We start from the raw sequence: 22,990 nt of genomic DNA on the forward strand, positions 1-22,990 counted from the left end.
CTACCTCGCCACGCTGTCTTCGCTGGTGGGGTAATCCGACCGCTCCGGTCGATCCACATCCACCCACACGAACTTGTCTTTGGACAACGTACGTTCACCATCCATGCGATAGGCCACTAACCGGCCATATTTTACGGCGCTGTAATCGATACAGGCGACATTGGCCTTGAGGGGTGCCGGGCTGCTGTCCATCCAGTAATGACCGACAAACACCGGTGGCTCCCCTGCGGGGTAGGAAATCAGCTGTTTGCGCTCCTCGTCGGTCAGTTTCATGCGTGCCACTTCCGGCGGCAGCGGGTCCGGCTGGAACACAACGTCAGCGTAGGTCTGCGGGTTGTCTGCCCAGAACTTGGTGCGGAAGAACTCCCGCACATAGCCGTCTTTACCCGTAATCTTTACCCCTTCGGGCAGGCGCAGATCCGTTCCCCGCAGCAGCGTATCCATGACCTGGCCGGCAAACGACTCAATGGCCGACGAGGCGTGCAGAAAGTCCTCATCAATGCAGGCACCGCCCTGGGATTGCTTGAATTTTTCAATCAGATCGCCGTCCCAGCATGCGTGCACCACCCGAAACCCGTCCTCTTCGATAAACAGAGGGATGGTGTAGAACCATTCAAGAAATTCATTCCACTCATGGGGGTAATGATCAAACTGCTCAAGGGTTTCCCGGATCAGACGGTCATGGCGGGCATTGTGTTCACGCAGCCACTTCCGGCCGCTGCCGGGGCGGGCGCGAGTGCAATAGCCCAACGCGTTGTATTCGTGGTTACCCATGACAATGCGCGCCGACCCATGCTCTACCATGTCCCGAACGAGGTGCAGCGCCTCACGGATGCGCGGGCCGCGATCGATGATGTCGCCAATGAAAATCGCCTGCCGCTTCGGGTGCTGGTAAACACCGTTGATCTTGCGGTAGCCCATCTGATCCAGTAGTCGGGTCAGTGTGTGGCCGCATCCGTGGATATCACCAATAATGTCGTAGCCGCGACTCGCGGCGTTTCCCTGTACTGGCATGCTCAACTCGCTGCAATCTCACTGGCCCAGCCCAGCTTATCGCGGCATGTGGCGTAAAAATTGTGATCAACCGGATGGATCAGGCGGATCTTGAACGGCTTTTTGGTGATACGGATGATGTCACCGGGCGCACAGGCAATGTTCATCTGTCCGTCGAAACTGATCTGGGGGTAGGTTTCGTTGGTTTCGCCGATCACCAGCTTGATCTCGCTTTTACCGTCGACCACGATCGGACGGCTGCTGAGAGTGTGGGGGAACATGGGAACCAGTACAACCGCGTCCAGCTTGGGGTGCATGATAGGGCCGCCCGCCGAGAGCGAGTAGGCGGTGGAACCGGTCGGTGTCGATACAATCAATCCGTCCGAGCGCTGGCTGTATACAAAATGCCCGTCGATAAACAGGTCGAACCCGATCATCCGTGTCGATTTACCAGGGTGCAACACCACATCGTTGAGCGCTGTACCAAAGCCCAGGGGCTGGCCGTTACGCTCCACATTGCCATCCAGCAGAAACCGGGTTTCCTCGATGAACTCTCCCTGCAGCACCTGGCCCAGACGCTCTTCCAGGTCAGAGGGCGAAATGTCCGTCAGAAAGCCCAGGCGACCACGATTCACGCCGAGCAAGGGGATTTTGGATTTTGCCAGCTCACGCGCGGCGCCCAGCAGGCTGCCATCACCCCCAACGACAATAACCAGATCACAGATTTCACCCAGCAGTTTCTTGCTTGCCACCTGGAGTCCATGGCCCGGCAACATACTGGCGGTGTCTTCCTCGATAATGACGTGATAATTATTGTTGACCAGGTATTGCTTGAGCTGGCGCAGGGATTCGACCACTTTGACGCTGCCCATACGGCCAATGACGCCGATATTCCTGAATTGATCCATGTAGCTTCCTGTGGTGTCGGGAATGGAGCCGGCCAATAACGCAACGCCGGTGACCGTCTCGGGACAGTTTAACGAAAGTTACCGGGAATCTGAAAAAAGACTCAGTCTGGAGGACAAATCCGTTCAGGCTGTGACCGGCTCACGGTGTTTTTCACAGCGGTCGTCGGTACCCGCCTGGAAATCCGCCGGCTGGCTTACGCGCATCACCGGCTCGCCACAGGGCTCGCCGTCGTCGCCCGGATGCAGGCACACCGGGTTTTCGTAATGCTCGAGCCATTCGCGATAGGCGGGTTCGTTGAGACCACACCGCTCGGCGGCGTAAGCCACCGGATTGCGAAAGTAGGTTTCAATATCCTCGTACGGCAGAGTCAGGTGCCCCACCCCGGCGTGATACGCCACCAGGAAAACCGACTGCCGCTGCAGCTGCTCCATCACCGAGTTCTCTACCGGCTCCTGGTGCCGGAGGTCATAGTTTTCCTGCTCGAGAGCCACGATCTTTTCGTCCCTGACCTCCAGCTCCCGCTTTTTGCGCTCCAATTGCTCCCGGATCAGAACCATTTCTGCATCGCTGTTGGCGTCCTGCCGAACATCCTGCTCTGCGTTACGGGCAATCTGCTCCTGCATGGTGAGGTACTGCTCGTTACGCTCAGCCAGGCGCGTCTTCAACTGCTCATTGCTCAACCGCTGGCGCTCATATTTCTGCTCAAGCGCCGACATCTCGCTGCGCAGCGCCTGCATTTCCAGGCGATGCTCGCGCTGGATATCAGCCAGTGAATCCCGGTGCACACTCTGCAGCGTCTTGATGCGCAGCCGCTGCTCACGAATCAGCTGGGCCAGGCGGGCCCGATCTGCAGTCTCTGCCTGCGGTGGCTCGGCGGCCAGGGTGGGAATCTGTTCTTCCTGTGCGGGCTCAACCTTGCGGAACTTGAGACTGTTAGCCTCAATCGCCTTGCGGATGAATTGAAAGGTATTGCTGCCCGGAGTCATATCCGGATCCCAGAGCTCTGGCGCTACAGCGGGATCCGGACATTGGCTGCGACATACGAGGCGGATAGGGCCGGCCCCCATGTCAGGCCCCTTGGCGCCCACCAGAGCCAGTTTTTCGATGGGGATATTCCAATGGCTATCGGCGCGGCCTTCCTCGTCAAAGTAAATCCGGAAAAACACCAGCGAGCGGACCAGAAGATCGCCCCCAAGGTTTACCAACACCGCCCTGACGTCGGTTTCCGCCAGGTCTGAAAGCCCGACATAACCGTCCAGAAAAGCACCAAACTCTGTCGCCCGCATTTGCCGCGACACGTTGCTGCCATCCATGAAAAACACCGCCGAATAACCATCACTTGCCTGGTCGGCAGATACCATCGTTGACTCCCCGCTCGTTCAAACCTGACACCAGAACGCCCGGCACCCCAGACTGTTCCATCTGAACGGTACGCCGCGAACATGGGTGCCAGCAACCCGGCCCGGACCCTGCAGGGTCTCGGGCCAGATTTTATTATCTGACTGCTCTAACCATCATAGTCTAGCGAGACTGACGGCGGGGGACAGCGAAAAACTGAAACGTTTTGTGATCAGATCTCCGCGGCGAGACGACTGCCCTGATCGATGGCACGTTTGGCGTCCAGCTCTGCCGCCACATCCGCACCTCCGATCAGGTGAACCGCAAGCCCGGCCGACTCCAGACCCTGTTGCAGCTCTCGCAGCGGCTCCTGACCGGCACAGAGGATGATGGTATCCACCGGCAGCAGTCTGTCTTCGCCCTGCTCTGCGCCCTTGGGAGTAACCGTAATGTGCAGGCCCTGATCATCAATCTTGCGATACGTCACGCCGGGCATCATCTGAACCTGCCGGTTCTTGAGCGAGGTGCGGTGAATCCAGCCCGTGGTCTTACCCAGATTTTTACCGACTTTCGACGCCTTGCGCTGCAGCAGATACACCTCACGGGCCGGCTCCGGTAATTCCGGCGTCACGCCCTGAATGCCGCCGCGGTGCTCAACACTGAGATCAACGCCCCACTCCCGCATGAAGTGGTCCGGATCCAGGGCCGCCGAGGAGCCTTTGTGGACAATGAATTCGGACACATCAAAACCGATACCACCGGCTCCGATGACCGCAACCCGCTGGCCGACCGGCTTACGCTCCAGCAAGGCATCCAGGTAGCCGATCACCTTGGGGTGATCCACACCCTCTATTTCCGGGATGCGCGGCATCACACCGGTAGCCAGCACCACATGCTCAAAACCGCTGGTCTTCAATTCCTCGGCATCAACTCGCGTATTCAAGCGAACGTCCACGCCGTGCTTGTCCAGCATGACGCGAAAATAGCGCAGGGTTTCATAAAATTCTTCCTTGCCGGGAATACGCTTGGCAACGTTGAACTGACCGCCAATCTCGCTGCCCGCATCGAACAGGGTCACCTGATGACCACGCTCCGCTGCCACGGTGGCGAAGGCCAGACCGGCAGGACCGGCACCGACAACGGCGATGTTCTTCGGCGCCGCGGTTTTCACGTAGGTCAACTCGGTTTCGTGACAGGCACGGGGGTTGACCAGGCAGGACGTCAGCTTGCCACTGAAGGTATGGTCCAGGCAGGCCTGGTTGCAGCCGATGCAGGTGTTGATCTCGTCAGCCCGGTCCTGAGCGGCCTTCAGCACCAGATCCGCATCCGCCAGGAATGGGCGCGCCATGGACACCATATCGGCGTCGCCGTCCGCCAGAATCTTTTCGGCCACATCCGGCATGTTGATACGGTTGGTGGTGACCAGCGGAATTGACACCTCGCCTTTCAGGCGCGCAGTGACCTTGCTGAACGCGCCCCGCGGAACCGAGGTGGCGATGGTCGGAACCCGCGCTTCGTGCCAGCCGATCCCGGTGTTGATGATGGTCGCGCCGGCCTTCTCGATTTCTTTTGCCAGGTGAACCACTTCATCCCAGGTGCTGCCATCTTCAATCAGGTCCAGCATGGACAGACGGTACACCAGAATGAAATTGGCCCCGACCCGCTCACGGACACGACGCACAATCTCGATGGGCAGACGAATTCGATTCTCGTAACTGCCACCCCAGCCATCGGTGCGGTGGTTGGTGTGGGAGACAATGAACTGGTTGATGAAATAGCCTTCCGAGCCCATGATTTCCACGCCGTCGTAGCCGGCCCGCTGGGCCAGGGCGGCGCAGTCTGCGTAAGCCTGAATCTGTTTCTCGATGCCGGCTTCGTCCAGTTCCCTGGGCGTGAACGGATTGATCGGTGCCTGAATCGCTGACGGTGCGACCAGGGATGGCGAATAGGCATAGCGACCGGCATGGAGAATCTGCATACAGATTTTGCCATCGGCGTCATGAACGGCTTTGGTAATGACCTTGTGCCGGTCCGATTCCTCTTCGTTGGTCATTTTCGCCGCGTGCTGAAACACACCACCCTCTTCGTTGGGCGCAATGCCCCCGGTCACAATCAGCCCCGCACCGCCGCGTGCGCGCTCGGCATAGAAAGCGGCCAACCGGTCGAAGCCGTTTTTGGCTTCCTCCAGACCGGTGTGCATGGAGCCCATCAGGGTCCGGTTACGCAGGCGGGTAAAGCCCAGATCCAGCGGCTCCAGCAGATTCGGGTACTTGGTCATGCCGGGTGTTGATGCTGCGGTCATTGTCTCTCTCCTCGGGGAACACCGTGGTCAGGAAATCTCGGTAGCCGGTCATGTCGCCGGCGCCTGTCTTGTTGGTGTCTCTAAATTACCGATGCCCCTTGCTTTGAACAATATCCCTGAATTACATTTTATTATCCCTGGATAACATGTAAGACAAAGGCATCCATACACACCATGATGAACCAGGCCGGCAGAAAGCCTCGAAATTCACTCGGCGACATCAGCGTGCTCTATGTCTCCGTGCTCATGCGGGCCATTGCCGAAGAGGGGCATGATGCTGCCGCCTTGATGGAGCGATTCGGTCTGACCAGTGAGACCCTCACCTCTCCCGATGCCCGCATCAGCATTCCGCGATTCATGCGGCTCGGGCAGGCAGCCATCGAACTGACTGGCAACCGGGCGATAGGCCTGACCATGGGTGAGCTGACGCGGCCAGTGGATGCAGGCATCGCCGGACTGGCCGCGCAATGCGCACCCACCACAGCAGGCGCCCTTGCCACCCTGATTCGCTACAGCCTGCTGACCAGCCGCAACAGCCGCGGCGCAGCCAGCACCACGGGAAACGGCGAGCAGGCGCACTTCTACTCCATTCGTCCCTACAATGTGTTCAATTATTTCGTGGTGGATTCTGTTCTGGCAGCCTGGACCCGCTTTGTGCGCATTATCAGCGGTGAACATCGGGCGCTGGAGCGGGTAACCATCGAGTACCCGTCCATCGGCCTCGATGACGCATTCGAAGCCTGGTTCGCCTGCCCGGTGCAGTTTGGCGCCCGTCATAACCAGTTGATCCTGGCTCCGGGCGTCGGGTCGCTGCCGTCGCGACAAGCCCAGCCTGCCATGTACGCGTCACTCACCCGGCAATGCGACGAGGCGCTGACACGTATACGCGGCGGCTGGACCACCGGGGACCGGGTACGGGATCTGCTCATGCCCTTGCTGCAGGGCACCACGCCCTCACTGGACACCGTGGCCACACGGCTGGGCACCTCCCCATGGACGCTACAGCGGCAACTGGCGGAGGAGCATACGGGATTCAGGGAGCTGTTGGACGATACCCGCAAAGATCTGGCCGGCGACTACATCCGGGAAACCCGAAACGCACTGGCCGAGATCGCCTGGCTTCTCGGCTTTGCCAACCCGGCGGCATTCCACAAGGCTTACAAACGATGGTTCGGCATCAGCCCGGGCGAGCACAGAAAACAGTTTCATGAGGAACAGACGCGCAAAGGGATACGCTAGAGAATAAGGAACAGGGAGAGAATCGGAATTCAGAGAGAAGGAAAAATGGCGGAGCGGACGGGACTCGAACCCGCGACCCCCGGCGTGACAGGCCGGTATTCTAACCAGCTGAACTACCGCTCCGCGTGAGCCATCACCTTCAGGATGCAACCGCTTTCTCGTTTAAGATCAAGCTCTTCCATCCACCACAATCAGGGGCCTGACTGCTTGGTGACAACGAGGGCGCATTATAAAGACGCCCCCGTTTATGTCAACGCTTTTTCCGAAAAAACTTCACAGACGTTGACCCAATTACATGGCATCAACCATCGCGTCCTTGCCCTGTGCGGTTTTGCGGTATTCGATCGGCGTCATGCCGGACCAGCGCTTGAATGCACGATAGAAGGTGCTGGGCTCTGAAAACCCCGTCAGATAGACGATCTCGTCAATGGACTCATCGGTCGTGGCCAGCAGCTGCCGCGCCAGGCGGTAGCGGAAATCGGCAAGCACCTGGTTGAAGCTGGTCTCGGCTTCGGTCAAACGGGTGCGCAACGTGCGGGGCTTGATGCCCAGCCTTTCGGCCACCGCATCCAGCGTGACCTCACCGCTATCCAGCAGCTCCGCCACGATACGTTCGACCTGGCCAACGATGTCTTTTTTCTCGAGCCGGGCAACCTGCTCACTGGCAAAACGTTCATGCAGGTCCAGCAGCTCGGGCTCGGCATGGGGCGAGGCGTGGGAAAGCATCTCGACGGGGAAGTACAGGCGGTTTTCCTCGGCGCCGAACACCACCTTACAGCCGAGAATCTCCTCCACATGTTCATGACCGGCTTCACGTTCATGTTCAAACTCAATGCGGGATGGCCCAAACTGATCGTTGGTGATCGATTTGAAGAAAATAATAATGCCCTGCACGAAACACTCGTTGAAGTGCCTCAGCCGGCTGATTACCTCGGAGGCGGCGTCCAGCACCATGCAGGCCTCATCGCCTTCGATGAAAAAATCGGTGTTGGCGGCATCGCTGAGCAGACGCTGATAGTTCTGTGCCCGGCGCAGACCTTCACCAAAGGTGGGACTGCTCAGAAACAGATACTCAAGCACCTGCCCTTTGTAGGCAGGGAGCAGCTGCCCCAGATGCAATCCGATGTCAGGGTCACGGGATACATCCTCGACGGCTTGCCAGAAGTAGACCTGAGCGCTATGGGGGGTTCTTAACTGATCGGTGTATACGTAATTTTCGTCAACACCCAAACGGCTGAATATCGCATGCGTGTCGATACCTTTCCTTTTCATCGCCTCGTAGATCAGACGTAACATCACTCCTGCGTCACGAAGTTCCTGCATAACATCCCGCTTTATAGTTGTGTTTGGATAACGCCTTGGCCCATCGGACACTCTCCGCTGTGAGCCAAGTCAATGTCGGATCTGGCCGGGTTTGCCAGACTTTGAGACTTTGGTCTCATATTAAAGCATATCAGGCCACGCGCGCACAGTTGTACCAGAATATGTAAAACGTCCTCGCTTTTCAGTCACCAAACGCCCTATAACTGTTTCAACGTGTTGGAGTTTCAATACCATGCCGGATATCTCGATCTATCAGAACACCCCCCCCTCGCTCTGGTCACTGTATGGCAAGGCCGTTCTGCCAAAGGGGCAGAGTGCCGGCTCCGACATCGTCATTCCCGACCTGCGGGCGCGGCTGGTGGGTGTCAGCACAGCCAACGATAACCTCGACCGCTATCGCAAAGTGTGCGGCTTTTCGTCGCAGACCAGCGTGCCCATCACCTGGCCGCACATCCTGGCATTCCCGCTGCACCTGAAACTGTTGACCGAAAAGACCTTTCCCCTGCCCTTACTGGGACTGGTGCACCTGCGCAACACCATCACCCAGCACCGTCCCATCGGCATTGGCGAAACGCTGGATATTGATGTGCGCCTGGGCGGCCAGAAACAGGGCTCGAAGGGACTGGAATTTGATCTGATCACCGAGGCGCGGTCCGCCGGCAGGCTGGTGTGGGAAGAAAACAGCACCACTCTGTTCCGCCAGCCCCAAGCCGGCGGTTCATCCGGTACAGGCCAGCCGCCCGAACTGCAACGCTTTCCCAATACCGTGAACATCAAGGCACCGGAATTCATCGGCCGCCAGTACGCCGGCGTTTCCGGTGACCGCAATCCGATTCACCTACACGCGCTGACGGCCAAGGCCTTTGGATTTCCCCGCGCTATCGCCCACGGCATGTGGAGTAAGGCACGGGCCCTGGCCTGCCTGGAACAACAGCCGGGCTGGAACGGCACCAATGTGACGGCCAGCTGCCAATTCAAGAAACCCCTGTTCCTGCCAGGCACTGCTCAACTGAACTGGCAAGCCGGCTCCGGAAACTGGGATTATCAATTGCTGAATGCGAAAGGGGATGCACCTCACCTGACCGGTGAGGTGAGCTGGGGCTAGTCAGCCCGGCAGGCGTTGGCGACAGCACCGGCAACGGGTAAAGTGAAATAGAAACGGGCGCCGCCATCCTCGGGGCGCTCGAAGCCGATGTCACCACCCTGCGCCTGGATCAGCGAGCGGCACATCGACAGCCCAATGCCCATACCGTCCTGCTTGGTGGTGTAGAACGGCAGGAACAACTTGTCCTCAGCGCCCTCCGGCAATCCGGTACCGTGGTCGCGCACCTCAATGCGCACACAGCCGCTGCCACACAGGGCCGCAGACACCTCCACCGGAACGGATGACCCCGTGCCGCGGGTTGACTCCAGGGCGTTACGGATCAGGTTGAGGGCCACCTGCTGGACCTGGATCGGATCCGCCAGCACCTCAGGCAGGCTGTCGTCCACCGTGACCTCAATGCCACCTTCGTTATTGCGCATATCCACTTCCGCAAACTGGCGGGTGTCTTCCAGCAGCGCCGGAACCGACAGCACCTCTTTGCCCGTCGCCGGTTTTTTCATGAACCGGCGGATGCGGCGGATGATCTCACTGGCGCGATGGGACTGAGCCTCGATTTTGTCGAGGGTTTCCTGCAGCAGCTCCCGGTCAAGGGTGTCTTTCGCCGTCATGCGTTTGGCAACGCGGGCGTAATTAGTGATCGCAGTCAGCGGCTGATTGACTTCATGGGCAAATCCCGCAGCCATTTCCCCCATGGTGGACAGCCGCGACGCGTGGGCCAGCTGATCACGTTGTTCCTGCACCAGCTCTCTGGCGGCATCCAGCTCCTGCTCGTTCTCCAGCTCGGTGGTAATATCCCGGAACACCACCACCGCGCCGTACAGGGTGTCCCCTTCCAGTTTTGGGGTAGAGCGGTACTCGGCCGGAAACGAGCTGCCGTCCGCCCGCAGCAGAGCAATGTCACGCTGGTTTTCAGCCACACCCTGCTGGCAGGTGGCCTGCACCGGCAAAAGCGCAAACTCGTCACCGCTGGTCGCCATATGCAATTTGAAGAAGTTTCGGCCAATCAGTTCCTCGACCGGGCTGCGCATGATGAGTGCCGCGGCCGGGTTGGCAAACACGATGTTGCCGCCCGCATCGAGCCCGTAGATCCCTTCGCTGATGGCATTCAGAATGCGGGCCTGATCGTTCTCGAGCTGACGGTTGCGGGCCTGCAGCTCTCTTTCAAGGCGGATAACGCGGGCGTGGGTCTTGACCCGGGCAATGACTTCCTGGGCCTGGAAAGGCTTGGAGATGTAATCGGCGCCGCCAAGTGAAAAACCTTTGACCTTGGCCTGGACATCGTCCAGCGCAGAGAGGAACACCACGGCGCTGTCGGAGGTCACGGGGTCGGCCTTCAGACGCTGACACACCTGATAGCCGTCCAGTTCCGGCATCATGATGTCCAGCAGGATCACCTCCGGCTGGTGACGATGCGCCAGATCCAGGGCCTTTTCGCCATCGTTTGCAATCAGCAGGCGATAACCTTTGTCTTTCAGGGTTTCATAGAGCACTTTCAGGTTCTGGGGATTGTCATCCACCAGAAGAACCGTTGTCTCTTCAGTCTCGCTGACAACTGCAGTCATATAAAAGGGCCGGTTGGAAAATTATCCGTATCATGCCGGCCGAATCAACGGGCGTCGATAAGGTCCTTTACGGACAGGACCATACGAACCAGATGCGCGAGGGAGTGGGTGCCCATCTTGTGCATCACCCGGGAGCGGTGAATCTCGACGGTACGCTGGCTGATCTCCAGCTCGATGGCGATCACCTTGTTGGCCTGACCGGCAATCATGCGATCCATAATCTCATGCTCACGCGGGGTAAGGCTCTTGATGCGTTTGATAATTTCCTGTTTCTCATCCAGCGACTTGCGCTGCTCCAGATCCTGCTCCAACGCCGCCTCTATCTTTTCCAGCAACGCCTCTTCCCGATAGGGTTTCTGGATGAAATCCACGGCCCCTTCTTTCATTGCATCGACCGCCATGGGCACGTCGCCGTGACCCGTCACAAAGATGATGGGCAGAATGGAGTGCTTTTCATTGAGCTTTTTCTGAAGCTCCATGCCGTCCATGCCCGGCATGCGGATATCCAGCACAATGCAGCCGGCCATCTTCTCGGAATAGTCTCCGAGGAACGCGGTCGCATTCTCATAGGTTTTTACTGGCTTGCCATCGGACTTCAGCAGCAATTCGAGGGAATCCCGAACGGCCTCGTCATCCTCGACCACGTAAACGGATTGCTGGATATCAGTCATGTGCACTTGCTCTCCTGTTCTTTATTATCAGGGCCGGTCAGTGGATCGACGGATCTTTATGCTCGTCCCGGGCGTGCTCCTGACGCTCGTGCTCGCGCATCTTTTCGAGCCGTTGCTGGATAATGCCAAAAACACTCTGCTTCGGGTACCGGCCGTTCTCATCGGCTTTACCGGCGGGTTTGCCCAGCAACAGGGTGATCGCCTCTTCCGCACGCGCCACAGAATATACGGCGAACTGGCCTTTTCGCGTTGCCTGGACCACCTCACTGTCCAACATCAGGTTCTGAACATTGGTAGACGGCACAATGACCCCCTGAGTTCCAGTCAGACCGCCCTTAAGCTGACAGGTATTGAAAAAACCCTCAACTTTCTCGTTCACGCCGCCAATCGGCTGTACTTCGCCAAACTGGTTTATCGAACCGGTGATCGCCAGATCCTGCCGCACCGGCAGTTCCGACAACGCGGATACCAGCGCACACAACTCCGCCAGCGACGCGCTGTCACCGTCGACTTCACCGTAGTTTTGCTCAAAGGTGAGACTTGCCGACAGGTGCATGGGGTCATTCACCGCAAAGTGCGCTGCCAGCCAGCTGCTGAGAATCATCACACCCTTGGAATGGATGTTACCGCCGAGTTTGACGTCTCGCTCGATATCCATCACCGCACCGTCTCCATAATAGCAGGTGGCCGTAATGCGGTTGGACAAGCCGAACTCGAAACCGCCGGTGGATAACACCGACAGCGCATTCACCTGCCCCACACAGGTGCCAACAGTAGACACCAGCGTTGAGCCGTCACGGATGGAATCGTAGAACTGATCGCGAATCCGGCTGCTGCGGTATTTGGCACTCTCCAGCGCCCGCTCCACGTGCAAATCCTGAATCAGCTTCGCCCCGGCCTGGCGGGCCCAGAAATCCGACTCCCGCAAGAGATTGGCAATATCCGCGGCATGCAGGGAGAGCCGGTCCTGGTGTTCCGCCATACGAGCGCTGTATTCAATAATTCTTGCCACCGCCTTGTTAGAGCAGTGCAACAGTTTCTTTTCACTGACCAGGCTGGCGATGAATTTGGCGTACAGAATCTGGCTGTCATCCGAGCGGTACATTTCGTTCTCAAAATCCGCCGTGACCCGGAACAGTTCGCTGAACTCCGGATCGTAATCCTGCAGCAGCAACCAGGTTTCCCGGTCACCGAACAGCACCAGTTTCACTTCCAGCGGGATGGCTTCCGGCTCAATGGAAATGGTGCCTGACAGCGTCAACTCCCGCTCCAGGGAGTTGATCTGTATCGACTTGGAACGCAAGGCCCGCTTGAGCGCGTCCCACACAAACGGCTGCTCCAGCACCTTGATGGCATCCATCAACAAGTAGCCGCCGTTAGCACGATGGATACTGCCCGGCCGAATCAGGGAAAAATCGGTGAACACAGTGCCTTTATAGGTGACGTTTTCCACGTAGCCGAACAGGTTGTGGTAGGTGGGGTTATCTTCCACAACCACCGGAACCTCGTCCGTTTTCTGATGCACCAGCACGTTGACCAGATAGCGGCGGGGCATCTTCTTATCGAGGGAGGCATAGGCAATCGCCGCCTGCTCCTCGTTGTCCTCGAGGAAAATATCGAGGTTTTCAGCCATATCCTTGCGAACCGCCTCGATATACTCAACCACTTCGGGCAGTTCCTTGTACCGCGCCACCAGCTCATCCAGCTGATGCCCGGAAATACCCTCGAGGGTTTCCTGATTCAGGGCCTGCTGTTCTTCGGCGTAGTCCTGCTCCCAGTCCGCCAGCTTGCGCAGCGCCTGACGCAGCTTTTTCTCGAGGCGATTAATGTCCTCTTCGAATTTGTCCCGTTGCTGATCCGTCAGGTTCTTGAACGACTCCGCCGTGTGTGGCTCGTCGCCGTTCATAGCCACCAGACGATACCCGCCGGGTGTGGAAATGGTCAGGCTGACTTTCTTGCGACGGGCCTGAGCGGCCACCTTTTCCAGCTCGTCTTCCTGCTTCTTGCCGTATTCGCTTTTCAGCTGTTCAGAGCGTTCCAGAAAACTGTCACTGTCGAACGTCTGGGGGATGATTTTCATCAGCCGCCCCATCAGCTTTTCCATGTCCTGCTTGAGCGTGGTGCCCTTACCAGCCGGCAGCCGCAGCACCTTGGGCACCCGCGGTTCCTCGAAGTTCGCCACATAGCACCAGTCATGGCTACTGTGTTCGGTGTCCACGTGATGCTCAAGGTAGCGAAGCATCATGGTGCGCTTGCCAAGCCCGTTGCGGCCGACCGCGTAGACGTTGTACCCGCTGTGGGGCATGGCGAGCGCGAAGCGCACGGCTTCCTGGGCGCGGTTCTGGCCAACAATTTCCGCCAGCGGCTCCAGTTGCCGGGTGGTTTTGAACGGCAGATCTTTTAGAACACAGGCTTTGTAAAGCTGGTGCAGGGACAGTGACTTCAAGGTTCGGTCCTGTAACGGTCAGAATGCCTGGCGATCACCCGCTCGGGGGCGGAGCCGCCTTCTGGTTTTGTTTATGGGCGGTCATTGTAGAATCTGCTGCCGGCTATGTCGCGTTCCAGCCAAACATTTTCCAACCGACGTCCGACAATCCGGTTTTTGTTATTCAGTTCACAATTTCAGCCCTGGTTATTTTTCAGACAGCTGTTCCAGAACTAAACTTCATCTCCCGGCGGACGTCCGGGCTACAACAATCATAAGAGTCGCAATGGATGCTGATTGATGATGAGTGATTCGGCAGACCGCAGAATCAAGGACCGTTACCCCGCCATGTGCCTGAGGGTCCGACTGCGTGAGCGCGGTTTTTTCGGCCGGGGGAAACACCCCACGGCGGTGACCTGTCTCGATATGAATCGTTATGGCATGGCCGTGTTGTGTCCGCGGCCGGTTGAGCCCGGCGCCCGGCTTCATCTGGATTTTGATGGCAAGTACATTTCAGAGTCGCGGGTGGCGGCGGAGGTGGTGAATTGTCAGGCGTTCCAGACCGGCTATCGGGTCAGTATCAGGTTCAGTTATTGCTGTGACAAGCGCGGCTACTCTCGGACCGTGGACAATGCCTTGTCGCGAATCGAGGGCTTTTACAACCGTTTCGCCGGTTAGCATCGGCGCCGGTATGAGCGCATCCGCATCAATTGTGCTTCTGTACCGCTTTTTGAAGTCGCTTCTAGAGAACTCCGGCATCCAGGCTGGCGGCTACATACATCCCCAGTTCCCGGCACTGTTCCTCGAATTCGTCTCGGTAATCACCGCGGCAAATCAAAGGTTCCTGAATTAGCTTCCAGCGCAGACCGGTGGTGATGCTCTCAATGGCGCGATGGGTGCCGGTACCGTCATGACCGGCGCGAATGCAGTAAGTAAAGGGCAGGCCCTGGGTTTGCTCCAGGCAGGGATAGTAGCTGCGATCAAAGAAGTCCTTGAGAGCACCACTCATGTAGCCGAGGTTTTCCGTGGTGCCAAGGATAATGGCGTCACAAGCGAGAACGTCATCGGGGCCGGCCTCAAGGGGCGGTAGAACGGTGACGTCAACGTTTTCGATATCCGGATGTCTGGCGCCCTGCTCTATGGCATTGCGCAACTTGAGGGTGTTCGCAGAGGGCGCATGGGCGACGATTAAAAGTTTCTTTGCCTCAGTCATGATTAAACCTCCCTATCGTAATCTCCGACTGCCCCCTCACCCCAACCCAAGTGCCTGATCAGCGCAGAGCCTTCCCTTCCGGACAACGCTACAAGCACATCCATGTGCGCTTGATCTCCAGGTTTGGCGCATGCCCCGCCAGAAATCTGGAGATCGACAAAAGACCAACCGATTAAATCAGTTCTCCGTTCGTTTCTGCCGACTCGGCTTTTTCAGCCTCGGCGGCGGCATCTTTCTTGGAAACCGGTTTCGGCATCAGCTTGTCGCGCACCTTGGCTTCGATTTCGTGGGCGATGTCCAGGTTCTCTTCCAGGAATTTGCAGGCGTTGGCTTTGCCCTGACCGATCTTGTTGCCGTTGTATGCGTACCAGGCACCGGATTTGTCGACGAAGCCTTCTTTTACGCCCATATCGACCACTTCCGCCATGTGGTAGATACCCTTGCCGTACATGATCTGGAACTCGGCCTGTTTGAACGGCGGAGACACCTTGTTCTTCACCACTTTAACGCGGGTTTCGTTACCCACCACTTCGTCGCCATCCTTCACCGCACCGATCCGGCGGATGTCGAGACGTACGGAGGAATAGAACTTGAGCGCGTTACCACCAGTGGTGGTTTCGGGGCTGCCGAACATCACACCAATCTTCATACGGATCTGGTTGATGAAAATCATCAGGCAGTTGGCGTGCTTGACGTTACCGGTCAGCTTCCGCAGCGCCTGGGACATCAGGCGGGCCTGCAGGCCCACGTGGCTGTCGCCCATCTCGCCTTCGATTTCGGCTTTCGGCGTCAGCGCCGCGACCGAATCGACGATGATGACGTCAACGGCGTTGGACCGTACCAGCATGTCGCAGATTTCCAGCGCCTGCTCACCGGTGTCCGGCTGGGACACCAGCAGTTCGTCCACGTTTACGCCCAGCTTTTCAGCGTAAACCGGATCAAGGGCATGCTCGGCGTCCACAAACGCGCAGGTTTTACCGGCTTTCTGGGCTTCGGCAATCACCTGGAGGGTCAGCGTGGTTTTACCGGAGCTTTCCGGGCCGTAGATTTCACAAATCCGACCGTAAGGCAGGCCACCTATACCCAGCGCGACATCCAGACCCAGAGAGCCGGTGGAGACCGCAGGAATGGCTTCGCGAGGCTGGTCGCCCATTTTCATGACAGCGCCCTTGCCGAACTGACGTTCGATCTGACCCAACGCTGCGCTCAGTGCTTTCTTGCGGTTGTCTTCCATCGGTGCAAAACCCTCATGCCTGTATATTTAAACAGTATTAAAACATAACCGGTTGGCAAGACCAACCCCTGTTTTCAGGATCGCTTCACATACTCGCTAACCCCTTGCAACGCATACAGAACCGCCTGTCGCCGCACAGCATCGCGATCGCCCTCGAAGCGCTCCCGCTTCGCTTCCGTGGTGTCGCGGCTGCTGCCCCAGGCAAACCAGACGGTGCCTACCGGCTTTTCGTCGCTGCCCCCACCGGGGCCGGCAACGCCACTGATGGCAACGGCGACATCAACGCCGGTGACGGCCAGGGTGCCGGCCACCATGTCCCTGACGACCGGCTCGCTGACCGCACCAAACGCCTCGAGGTTCTGCTCAGGCACGCCAAGCAGCTCGTGCTTCGCCGCATTGCTGTAGGTCACCAGACCACCCTGCACATAGGCGGATGAGCCGGCGCGATCGGTCAGCACCTTCGCTACCCAGCCGCCGGTGCAGCTTTCGGCCGTGGCAATGGTACATTCGTGCTGCATCAACAGATCGCCCAGCGTCGCGCCTGCCCTCTCAAGATCCGAATCGGTGACGGACATATTGATCTCCTTCGTTTCATCCGCGGCATTATTTTCTTACAATCCGGGGCTCCGTTTAAAGCCAATGGATCCGGACGCCTTCATGTCAGCAGCTCAGACCGACCTCTCCCACCACACGCCAGTGATGAGGCAGTACCTCAGGATTAAGGGCGAGCACCCCAACGAACTGGTGTTCTATCGCATGGGGGACTTCTACGAGCTGTTTTACGACGACGCCAAAAAAGCCGCCGAGCTGATGGACATTACGCTCACCGCCCGTGGTCAGTCCGGGGGCAACCCCATTCCCATGGCCGGTATTCCCTATCACTCCGCTGAAGGTTACATTGCCCGGCTGGTGCGGGCAGGTCAATCCATCGCCATCTGCGAGCAGATTGGCGATCCTGCCACCAGCAAAGGCCCGGTCGATCGCCAGGTGGTGCGCATTGTCACCCCGGGCACCCTGAGCGACGACGCCTTCCTGGAAGACCGGCGCGACAACCTGCTGGCGGCCATTTTTAACCAGCGGGAGCGCTTTGGCTTTGCCTCCCTGGACATATCCAGCGGGCGTTTCGCGGTGTCGGAACTGGACGATCTGGAAGCGCTGCAGGGTGAGCTTCAGCGCCTGCGCCCGGCGGAAATTCTGATCAGCGAAGACTTTCCCTACCAGGAAGTGCTGGACGGCTTTACCGGCGTGCGGCGCCAGGGGCCGTGGCTGTTTGAATCCGACACCGCACGCCGGGTAATTACCCAGCAGCTGCAGGTACGGGATCTGAGCGGCTTCGGCTGTGAAGAGCTGACCCTGGCCGTCTGTGCCGCCGGCTGCCTGCTCCAGTACGCCAAGGAAACCCAGCGTACCGCCCTGCCCCACATTCGCAAGCTGACTCGTGAGCGCCGGGAGGAAGCGGTGATTCTGGACGCCACCAGTCGCCGCAATCTGGAAATTGACACCAACCTGATGGGTGGCCATCAGCATACCCTCGCCTGGGTCATGGACCGCACCGCCACTGCCATGGGTGGTCGCGAGTTGCGGCGCTGGCTGAACCGGCCGTTGCGGGATGTGGACGTGGTGCAACAACGCCAGCAGGCGGTGTCGGCGCTGCTGGAGGGTTTCCACTACGAGCCGGTCCACGACCTGCTGAAAACGGTAGGCGATATCGAACGGGTTCTGTCGCGGGTTGCCCTGCGCTCCGCCCGTCCGCGGGATCTGGCACGGCTGCGGGACGCCTTTGCGGCCTTACCGGATTTGCAGGAAACCCTGAAGCCGGTGAATTCCCACCACATCGTCAAACTGGCCACGGTGATCGGCGAATATCCGGAACTGGCGGACCTGCTCGAAGGTGCCATCATCGACAACCCGCCGGTGGTGATCCGCGACGGCGGCGTGATTCGCGAAGGCTTTGACGAGGAACTGGACGAGCTGCGCAACATCAGCGAAAACGCCGGCCAGTACCTGCTGGATGTGGAGACCCGGGAAAAAGAGCGTACCGGCATCAGCACCCTGAAGGTGGGCTACAACCGCGTTCATGGCTACTACATCGAGATCAGCCGCGCCCAGTCCGGGCAAGCACCGGTAGATTACATCCGTCGCCAGACCCTGAAAAACGCGGAGCGTTTCATCACCCCGGAACTCAAGGAATTCGAAGACAAGGCCCTGAGTGCCAAAAGCCGTGCTCTGGCGCGGGAAAAATCGCTCTACGATGAGGTTCTGGAAACCGTCGCGGCGCAGCTCGCCCCCCTGCAGGATGCCGCCCAGGCTCTGGCGGAACTGGACGTACTGAGCAACTTCGCGGAACGGGCCACCAGCCTGCGCTTTACCGCGCCGGAATTCAGCGAGATGCCGGGCTTCGATATTGAGGAAGGTCGGCACCCGGTGGTGGAGCAACTGCTCAGCGAGCCGTATGTGCCCAATGACCTGCTGATGGATACCCAACGCCGCATGCTGGTGATTACCGGTCCCAACATGGGGGGCAAGTCCACCTACATGCGCCAGGCGGCGCTGATTGCCCTGCTGGCCTACACCGGCAGTTTTGTGCCGGCCAACCGCGCCATTCTCGGGCCGGTAGACCGCATATTCACGCGCATGGGCTCCTCCGACGACATCGCCGGCGGCCGCTCAACCTTCATGGTGGAAATGACGGAAACCGCCAACATTCTCCATAACGCCACCGAATACAGTCTGGTATTGATGGACGAAGTGGGTCGCGGCACCAGCACGTTTGACGGCCTGTCACTGGCCTGGGCAACGGCGGAGCACCTGGCGAAGGAAATTCGCTGCTACACCCTGTTTGCCACTCATTATTTCGAGCTCACTCAATTGGCGGACGACCTGCGCCACGCTGTGAACGTCCACCTGACGGCCACCGAACACGACGACAGCATCGTGTTCCTGCACAATGTCCACGACGGCCCCGCCAGCCAGAGTTATGGTCTGCAGGTGGCCAAACTGGCGGGCGTACCGCAGGATGTGATTCGCAACGCCAAGGTCCAGCTGGCCAACCTGGAAAGCGCCAACGCTGCGGCCCCGGCACAGGCCACGACTACCGCGGCGCCCGCCACTCGGGCTGTCCGTGAACTACTGGCCAGTGAGACCGCCTGGCAGAGCGACATGTTTGCAGGCGCGGAACCGAGCGCGGTGGAAGAAGCGCTGAAAGATCTCGATCTGGACGATCTCACGCCGCGGGATGCGTTAAACCGGCTCTACCTGTTGAAGGAAATGCTGCAAAATAAGCGGTAAAAGCGGCCAGATTGACCTATGTAATAACGTTATAGCAGGGTGACGCTTGCGGGACCGGGGGCTGCTCCCTACAATATCGCGCAATTATTATGACCAACTGATGAGACTGACCACTGGACCAGGGACCTGACTATGGCCTTTATCGTTACTGATAACTGCATCAAGTGTAAATACACCGACTGCGTAGAAGTATGTCCGGTTGACTGCTTTTACGAAGGCCCGAACTTTCTGGTAATCGACCCGGACGAGTGTATCGACTGCGCTCTGTGCGAACCGGAATGCCCGGCTGAAGCTATCTTCTCCGAAGACGAACTGCCGGCCGGTCAGGAGCAGTTTGTTGAGCTCAACGCCGATCTGGCGGGCAAATGGCCGAACATCACGGAAAAGAAAGACCCACTGCCGGATGCGGAAGAGTGGGACGGCAAGCCCGACAAACTCCAGTACCTGGAGAAGTAACGGTAGGCGTTTGAATGCAAAAATAAAAAGGGAAGCCTCGGCTTCCCTTTTTATTCGCCTGCCGGAAACCCGCTCAGTTCCCCGCCAACTTTACCCCCATGGCAACGAAAAAACCGCCAGTAAGCGCATTCAGGGTGCGCTTGAATCGGACACTGGCGCCCATGCCCCGAAAACGCACCACTACCCAGGCCAGACCACTCTGCCATACCATCGCCACCGCGAAATGCACCCCCGCCAGCACCATGGACTGCTGAAGTACACTCCCGGCCGGATCGACAAACTGGGGTAACAGTGCCATGTAAAACAAGGCGGTTTTGGGATTCAGAACGTTAGACAGCAGCCCCTCCCGGAACGACTGCCGACGGTTCACCCTGCGCCGCGGCGCCGGCTGCTCCGGCCGCCCAGGCTCATTTCCCCGGGCCATGGCCTGTCGCAAGGAGCCGATTCCCAGCCACACCAGATAACAGGCGCCCGCCCACTTGAGCACAGAGAACGCCCAGGCGGTTTCCACCAGCAGTATGGAAATACCCAGGGCAGACAGGGTGGCATGCAGAAACAGCCCGCTGCAGATGCCGGCACTGGTCACCCAGCCGTCCGCCAACCCGCCGCGACCCGTGTTTCGCATCACCAGCAGGGTGTCCACGCCGGGGGTGACGGTCAACAGGGTGATGGCCACCAGATAGGCCCAGAACAGCTCGGAAACCAACACGCTACGCCTCCATCAAGGTGCTGATGGGAGCCTTGGCGATCAGGCTCCCTGAGACAGAATCTTCTTCGCCGCAGCAGACTTGTAGAACGAGGACAGCCGGCGACGCAACAGCGCTTCAACATAACCCGCTTCACGCAACACGTCCACGATTGGCAGGGCGAGTGCGTCGACCTCGGCCATGATCACATCGCGGTTTACGCCGATGTCGTTGAGCAGATCCATGATCGGACGATCGCCATACTTGGCATACAGATGCGCGACCACCGCGCGGGCACAGCCCAGGAAGTACTCGGTCTTGCGGAACCGCAGCCAGAACTCATACCCCAGTACCACAAACTCCTGAAGCTGAACATCGCCCAAGCCTTCCTGCAGTTCGGCAATGGTACGATCCTCGACCGAAACCCACACGGCCATCACGCTGTCCCGGAGCTCATCGTCAGACAGTGCGCGGTGCAGAAACTGTTCACTGCGGGCGATCAGCCCCGGCAGGCTCTCCGACAGCCACGCCTTGAAGCGGCGTTCGAAAGTTTCATCCAGGCCGGGAACAGCCTTGTTGGCCATGCGCTTGCCGAACTTCATCATCGAACCCACGCCGGGCACGGATTTGGTGATCAGGTTGTCTTCGTAGAGGTAATTGACCAGACCGTGATACACCACGTTGGATACCAGTTCCTGGTATACCGGATGCGCCATGATTTCACTGATGATGCGCTCGCGCTGATGCCTGAGCTCGAGGAATTCTTCCAGCAGACCGGTGGCCTGCTCACGGGACATGATGTCGCCCAGCGTGGTCGTTTGCTGAACCGGCGCATTCAGCACCTCGGTGGCCATCTCCGCCGCCAGCTCCGGAATGCCAGCATCCAGTTCCATGTCCACCACGATGCGCTGGATCACACCCATGATCTGTTCTTCGGAGGTCAGCCCGCCCAGAGTAATCTCACTGGCGTGATTCAGCAGCTCATCGACTTCCTGCTCCAGAAACTTTCGCAGCTTGGCGCCTTTCAGGGCAGCCATTTCGTGCTTTACGTGCTGTTCCAGCAGTGCATTGGCCAGATCACCGGCTCCCTGCGTTGTCGTGTCTTGTGTCATGGTGTCGGCTGTCCTGTTATTAAAATGAAAATTCAGACCCCCAAGGCTATCACGAAGACCAGCGGTCGCGGTTTGCCAAAAATACAGCGGGGGAGTCGCAGGCCGGCCAGTTCACACTGACCGCCCGGACTTTTGGACTAGCGGGCGGGTTACTGGAAATCGTTGAATGTGTGTGGTTCCGCAGCCAGCGACAGGCACAGACTGCCGGGCCCGATATAGATGCTGCTGGTGATGCCCATCTGGGACAGGAGCAATTCCACACCGTTGCGCTCACAGGCATCGCGCAGCCGGTTCAGCCCGGGCAGATCTTCGATCTCTGTCCAGGTCAGGCCACAGGACAGGCTCACATAGGGCGTCAGCAGCCCGGCGTCCACCCGCGCCGCCGCGTAGTTCATGACCTTTTCCGCCGCCATGTCAAAACTGCGGGTTTTTGCCGCCGGCTGACCTTCCGCGCCCTGCCCAAAAATCACCGGCGTGATGTTCAGCGCCTTGCCCAGAAATGCCACCAGGGCGGACACACTCTTGTCACCGCGGCGACGGGCCCGTTCACGGATGTAATGCAGGTCCCGCGGGATCACACAGGTGTAGATCTTGTCTGTGAAAGTTTCCACCTCATGCCGCAGGGCGTTCTTCGACACCTTCTGATTGATCAGTCTCAGGGTGTGAGCCGCCAGCAGGCCTTGGCCGGCAAAGATCTGCTTGCTGTCGATCACCCGCATGGCAAATTTGCCTTCCCGACCCGATGCCTTACGCGCCTCCTGGTAATGGGACATCACGCTGTTCATCGCCTCGGTGGCGTTCTGGTAGATCAGGCTGCGGCTCCGGGTCACCGTCTCGCAGATAGCCACATCAAACTGGGTGACGATTTCCTCCATGAACAGGTCGTGAATCTGCTCCGCGCTGAACGCACGGGTTTCGGCCTGATGGCCCTTCTGCAGAAGGCCACTCTGGTAGAACTCCTGGGTCCGTACCGGGTCGTGATCGTCGGTGTAGGTCTGGCCGTCGATAACGGCCGTGACGGGGAGAATGAACAGGTCGTGCTTGCGGGTGAACTCGTAAGGTAAGTCACACGCAGAATCCACGATAAGACCAACTCGCATTGGGGTGCCTCCAGCTGCGGGATGTTCCCCTTCC

General features: G+C 58.7%; 19 protein-coding genes and 1 tRNA gene. 5 read left to right on the forward strand and 15 right to left on the reverse strand.

The features are described from left to right. From R0125_RS13340 to R0125_RS13355, 4 genes are all read right to left on the reverse strand, one after another. The gene (locus tag R0125_RS13340; protein ID WP_248184815.1) at positions 1 to 1,014 is read right to left on the reverse strand and encodes a metallophosphoesterase; all 1,014 of its coding nucleotides are present in this window, start codon (positions 1,012 to 1,014) and stop codon (positions 1 to 3) included. A 2-nt stretch (positions 1,015 to 1,016) separates the two neighbouring features. After that, a complete protein-coding gene (locus tag R0125_RS13345; RefSeq protein WP_248184814.1) occupies positions 1,017 to 1,901 on the reverse strand; it encodes an NAD(+) kinase in 885 nt (294 codons plus the stop codon). A 123-nt stretch (positions 1,902 to 2,024) separates the two neighbouring features. Beyond that, the gene (locus R0125_RS13350) at positions 2,025 to 3,263 is read right to left on the reverse strand and encodes a DNA repair protein (RefSeq protein ID WP_317238511.1); all 1,239 of its coding nucleotides are present in this window, start codon (positions 3,261 to 3,263) and stop codon (positions 2,025 to 2,027) included. 209 nt (positions 3,264 to 3,472) lie between these two features. Beyond that, positions 3,473 to 5,542, reverse strand: coding sequence for an NADPH-dependent 2,4-dienoyl-CoA reductase (locus tag R0125_RS13355; RefSeq protein ID WP_317238512.1), 2,070 nt, complete (start codon positions 5,540 to 5,542; stop codon positions 3,473 to 3,475). Between the two features lie 174 nt (positions 5,543 to 5,716). Here R0125_RS13355 and R0125_RS13360 point away from each other — a divergent pair, with 174 nt between their 5' ends. Beyond that, complete coding sequence (locus R0125_RS13360; protein WP_410797659.1) at positions 5,717 to 6,781, forward strand: AraC family transcriptional regulator; 1,065 nt, start codon at positions 5,717 to 5,719, stop codon at positions 6,779 to 6,781. A 46-nt stretch (positions 6,782 to 6,827) separates the two neighbouring features. Here R0125_RS13360 and R0125_RS13365 read toward each other — a convergent pair. Together R0125_RS13365 and R0125_RS13370 are read right to left on the reverse strand one after the other, a co-directional pair. Continuing rightward, positions 6,828 to 6,904: transfer RNA gene (locus R0125_RS13365), tRNA-Asp, on the reverse strand. 168 nt (positions 6,905 to 7,072) lie between these two features. After that, positions 7,073 to 8,104, reverse strand: coding sequence for an AraC family transcriptional regulator (locus R0125_RS13370; protein ID WP_317238513.1), 1,032 nt, complete (start codon positions 8,102 to 8,104; stop codon positions 7,073 to 7,075). A 232-nt stretch (positions 8,105 to 8,336) separates the two neighbouring features. On the opposite strand from R0125_RS13370, the gene R0125_RS13375 reads away from it, so the two are divergent. After that, entirely contained in the window at positions 8,337 to 9,209 is an 873-nt protein-coding gene (locus tag R0125_RS13375; protein WP_317238514.1) for a MaoC family dehydratase, read from the forward strand. On the opposite strand, the gene R0125_RS13380 is transcribed toward R0125_RS13375, so the two are convergent. The 3 genes from R0125_RS13380 to R0125_RS13390 are packed head-to-tail and all read right to left on the reverse strand — an operon-like array spanning position 9,206 to position 13,888. Then, positions 9,206 to 10,771: a response regulator gene (locus R0125_RS13380; RefSeq protein ID WP_317238515.1), complete on the reverse strand. Its 1,566-nt coding sequence runs from the start codon at positions 10,769 to 10,771 to the stop codon at positions 9,206 to 9,208. The two genes, R0125_RS13375 and R0125_RS13380, sit on opposite strands and share 4 nt — an antisense overlap. 44 nt (positions 10,772 to 10,815) lie before the next feature. Next, entirely contained in the window at positions 10,816 to 11,442 is a 627-nt protein-coding gene (gene fixJ, locus R0125_RS13385) for a response regulator FixJ (protein WP_317238516.1), read from the reverse strand. Positions 11,443 to 11,479: 37 nt separating this feature from the next. Then, positions 11,480 to 13,888, reverse strand: a complete 2,409-nt coding sequence (locus tag R0125_RS13390; protein ID WP_248184806.1) for a Lon protease family protein — start codon at positions 13,886 to 13,888, stop codon at positions 11,480 to 11,482. 279 nt (positions 13,889 to 14,167) lie between these two features. On the opposite strand from R0125_RS13390, the gene R0125_RS13395 reads away from it, so the two are divergent. Further along, entirely contained in the window at positions 14,168 to 14,545 is a 378-nt protein-coding gene (locus R0125_RS13395) for a PilZ domain-containing protein (protein ID WP_317238517.1), read from the forward strand. Positions 14,546 to 14,609: 64 nt separating this feature from the next. On the opposite strand, the gene R0125_RS13400 is transcribed toward R0125_RS13395, so the two are convergent. The 3 genes from R0125_RS13400 to pncC form a co-directional block, all read right to left on the reverse strand. Next, positions 14,610 to 15,080, reverse strand: a complete 471-nt coding sequence (locus R0125_RS13400; protein WP_248184804.1) for a flavodoxin family protein — start codon at positions 15,078 to 15,080, stop codon at positions 14,610 to 14,612. A gap of 172 nt (positions 15,081 to 15,252) precedes the next feature. Beyond that, positions 15,253 to 16,314: a recombinase RecA gene (recA, locus tag R0125_RS13405; RefSeq protein ID WP_317238518.1), complete on the reverse strand. Its 1,062-nt coding sequence runs from the start codon at positions 16,312 to 16,314 to the stop codon at positions 15,253 to 15,255. 74 nt (positions 16,315 to 16,388) lie between these two features. Beyond that, positions 16,389 to 16,889: a nicotinamide-nucleotide amidase gene (gene pncC / locus R0125_RS13410; RefSeq protein ID WP_317238519.1), complete on the reverse strand. Its 501-nt coding sequence runs from the start codon at positions 16,887 to 16,889 to the stop codon at positions 16,389 to 16,391. Positions 16,890 to 16,971: 82 nt separating this feature from the next. Between pncC and mutS the strand changes: the two genes are divergently transcribed. Next, on the forward strand, positions 16,972 to 19,602 hold the full coding sequence (mutS, locus tag R0125_RS13415; RefSeq protein WP_317238520.1) for a DNA mismatch repair protein MutS: 2,631 nt from the start codon (positions 16,972 to 16,974) through the stop codon (positions 19,600 to 19,602). 132 nt (positions 19,603 to 19,734) lie between these two features. After that, the gene (fdxA, locus tag R0125_RS13420; protein WP_248184800.1) at positions 19,735 to 20,058 is read left to right on the forward strand and encodes a ferredoxin FdxA; all 324 of its coding nucleotides are present in this window, start codon (positions 19,735 to 19,737) and stop codon (positions 20,056 to 20,058) included. A 73-nt stretch (positions 20,059 to 20,131) separates the two neighbouring features. Here fdxA and R0125_RS13425 read toward each other — a convergent pair whose 3' ends face one another. The 3 genes from R0125_RS13425 to R0125_RS13435 all read right to left on the reverse strand — a co-directional run bounded on the left by R0125_RS13425 (position 20,132) and on the right by R0125_RS13435 (position 22,956). Then, positions 20,132 to 20,767, reverse strand: coding sequence for a LysE family translocator (locus R0125_RS13425; RefSeq protein ID WP_317238521.1), 636 nt, complete (start codon positions 20,765 to 20,767; stop codon positions 20,132 to 20,134). 39 nt (positions 20,768 to 20,806) lie between these two features. After that, a complete protein-coding gene (locus R0125_RS13430) occupies positions 20,807 to 21,856 on the reverse strand; it encodes a hypothetical protein (RefSeq protein ID WP_248184798.1) in 1,050 nt (349 codons plus the stop codon). A gap of 149 nt (positions 21,857 to 22,005) precedes the next feature. Continuing rightward, positions 22,006 to 22,956, reverse strand: a complete 951-nt coding sequence (locus R0125_RS13435; RefSeq protein WP_317238522.1) for a DegV family protein — start codon at positions 22,954 to 22,956, stop codon at positions 22,006 to 22,008. Between the last annotated feature and the right edge of the window lie 34 nt (positions 22,957 to 22,990).

Source organism: Marinobacter sp. M-5 (genome assembly GCF_032911545.1).
Lineage (GTDB): Bacteria > Pseudomonadota > Gammaproteobacteria > Pseudomonadales > Oleiphilaceae > Marinobacter > Marinobacter goseongensis.

What these genes read in the sequence shown, in the direction of transcription:
- fdxA (WP_248184800.1), top strand. Translation starts at nt 19,735, where the DNA reads ATGGCCTTTATCGTTACTGATAACTGCATCAAGTGTAAATACACCGAC.
- R0125_RS13375 (WP_317238514.1), top strand. Translation starts at nt 8,337, where the DNA reads ATGCCGGATATCTCGATCTATCAGAACACCCCCCCCTCGCTCTGGTCA.
- R0125_RS13400 (WP_248184804.1), bottom strand. Translation starts at nt 15,080, where the DNA reads ATGACTGAGGCAAAGAAACTTTTAATCGTCGCCCATGCGCCCTCTGCG.
- R0125_RS13380 (WP_317238515.1), bottom strand. Translation starts at nt 10,771, where the DNA reads ATGACTGCAGTTGTCAGCGAGACTGAAGAGACAACGGTTCTTCTGGTG.
- fixJ (WP_317238516.1), bottom strand. Translation starts at nt 11,442, where the DNA reads ATGACTGATATCCAGCAATCCGTTTACGTGGTCGAGGATGACGAGGCC.
- recA (WP_317238518.1), bottom strand. Translation starts at nt 16,314, where the DNA reads ATGGAAGACAACCGCAAGAAAGCACTGAGCGCAGCGTTGGGTCAGATC.
- mutS (WP_317238520.1), top strand. Translation starts at nt 16,972, where the DNA reads ATGTCAGCAGCTCAGACCGACCTCTCCCACCACACGCCAGTGATGAGG.
- R0125_RS13340 (WP_248184815.1), bottom strand. Translation starts at nt 1,014, where the DNA reads ATGCCAGTACAGGGAAACGCCGCGAGTCGCGGCTACGACATTATTGGT.
- R0125_RS13350 (WP_317238511.1), bottom strand. Translation starts at nt 3,263, where the DNA reads ATGGTATCTGCCGACCAGGCAAGTGATGGTTATTCGGCGGTGTTTTTC.
- R0125_RS13435 (WP_317238522.1), bottom strand. Translation starts at nt 22,956, where the DNA reads ATGCGAGTTGGTCTTATCGTGGATTCTGCGTGTGACTTACCTTACGAG.
- R0125_RS13355 (WP_317238512.1), bottom strand. Translation starts at nt 5,542, where the DNA reads ATGACCGCAGCATCAACACCCGGCATGACCAAGTACCCGAATCTGCTG.
- R0125_RS13430 (WP_248184798.1), bottom strand. Translation starts at nt 21,856, where the DNA reads ATGACACAAGACACGACAACGCAGGGAGCCGGTGATCTGGCCAATGCA.
- pncC (WP_317238519.1), bottom strand. Translation starts at nt 16,889, where the DNA reads ATGTCCGTCACCGATTCGGATCTTGAGAGGGCAGGCGCGACGCTGGGC.
- R0125_RS13370 (WP_317238513.1), bottom strand. Translation starts at nt 8,104, where the DNA reads ATGCAGGAACTTCGTGACGCAGGAGTGATGTTACGTCTGATCTACGAG.
- R0125_RS13345 (WP_248184814.1), bottom strand. Translation starts at nt 1,901, where the DNA reads ATGGATCAATTCAGGAATATCGGCGTCATTGGCCGTATGGGCAGCGTC.
- R0125_RS13395 (WP_317238517.1), top strand. Translation starts at nt 14,168, where the DNA reads ATGATGAGTGATTCGGCAGACCGCAGAATCAAGGACCGTTACCCCGCC.
- R0125_RS13360 (WP_410797659.1), top strand. Translation starts at nt 5,717, where the DNA reads ATGATGAACCAGGCCGGCAGAAAGCCTCGAAATTCACTCGGCGACATC.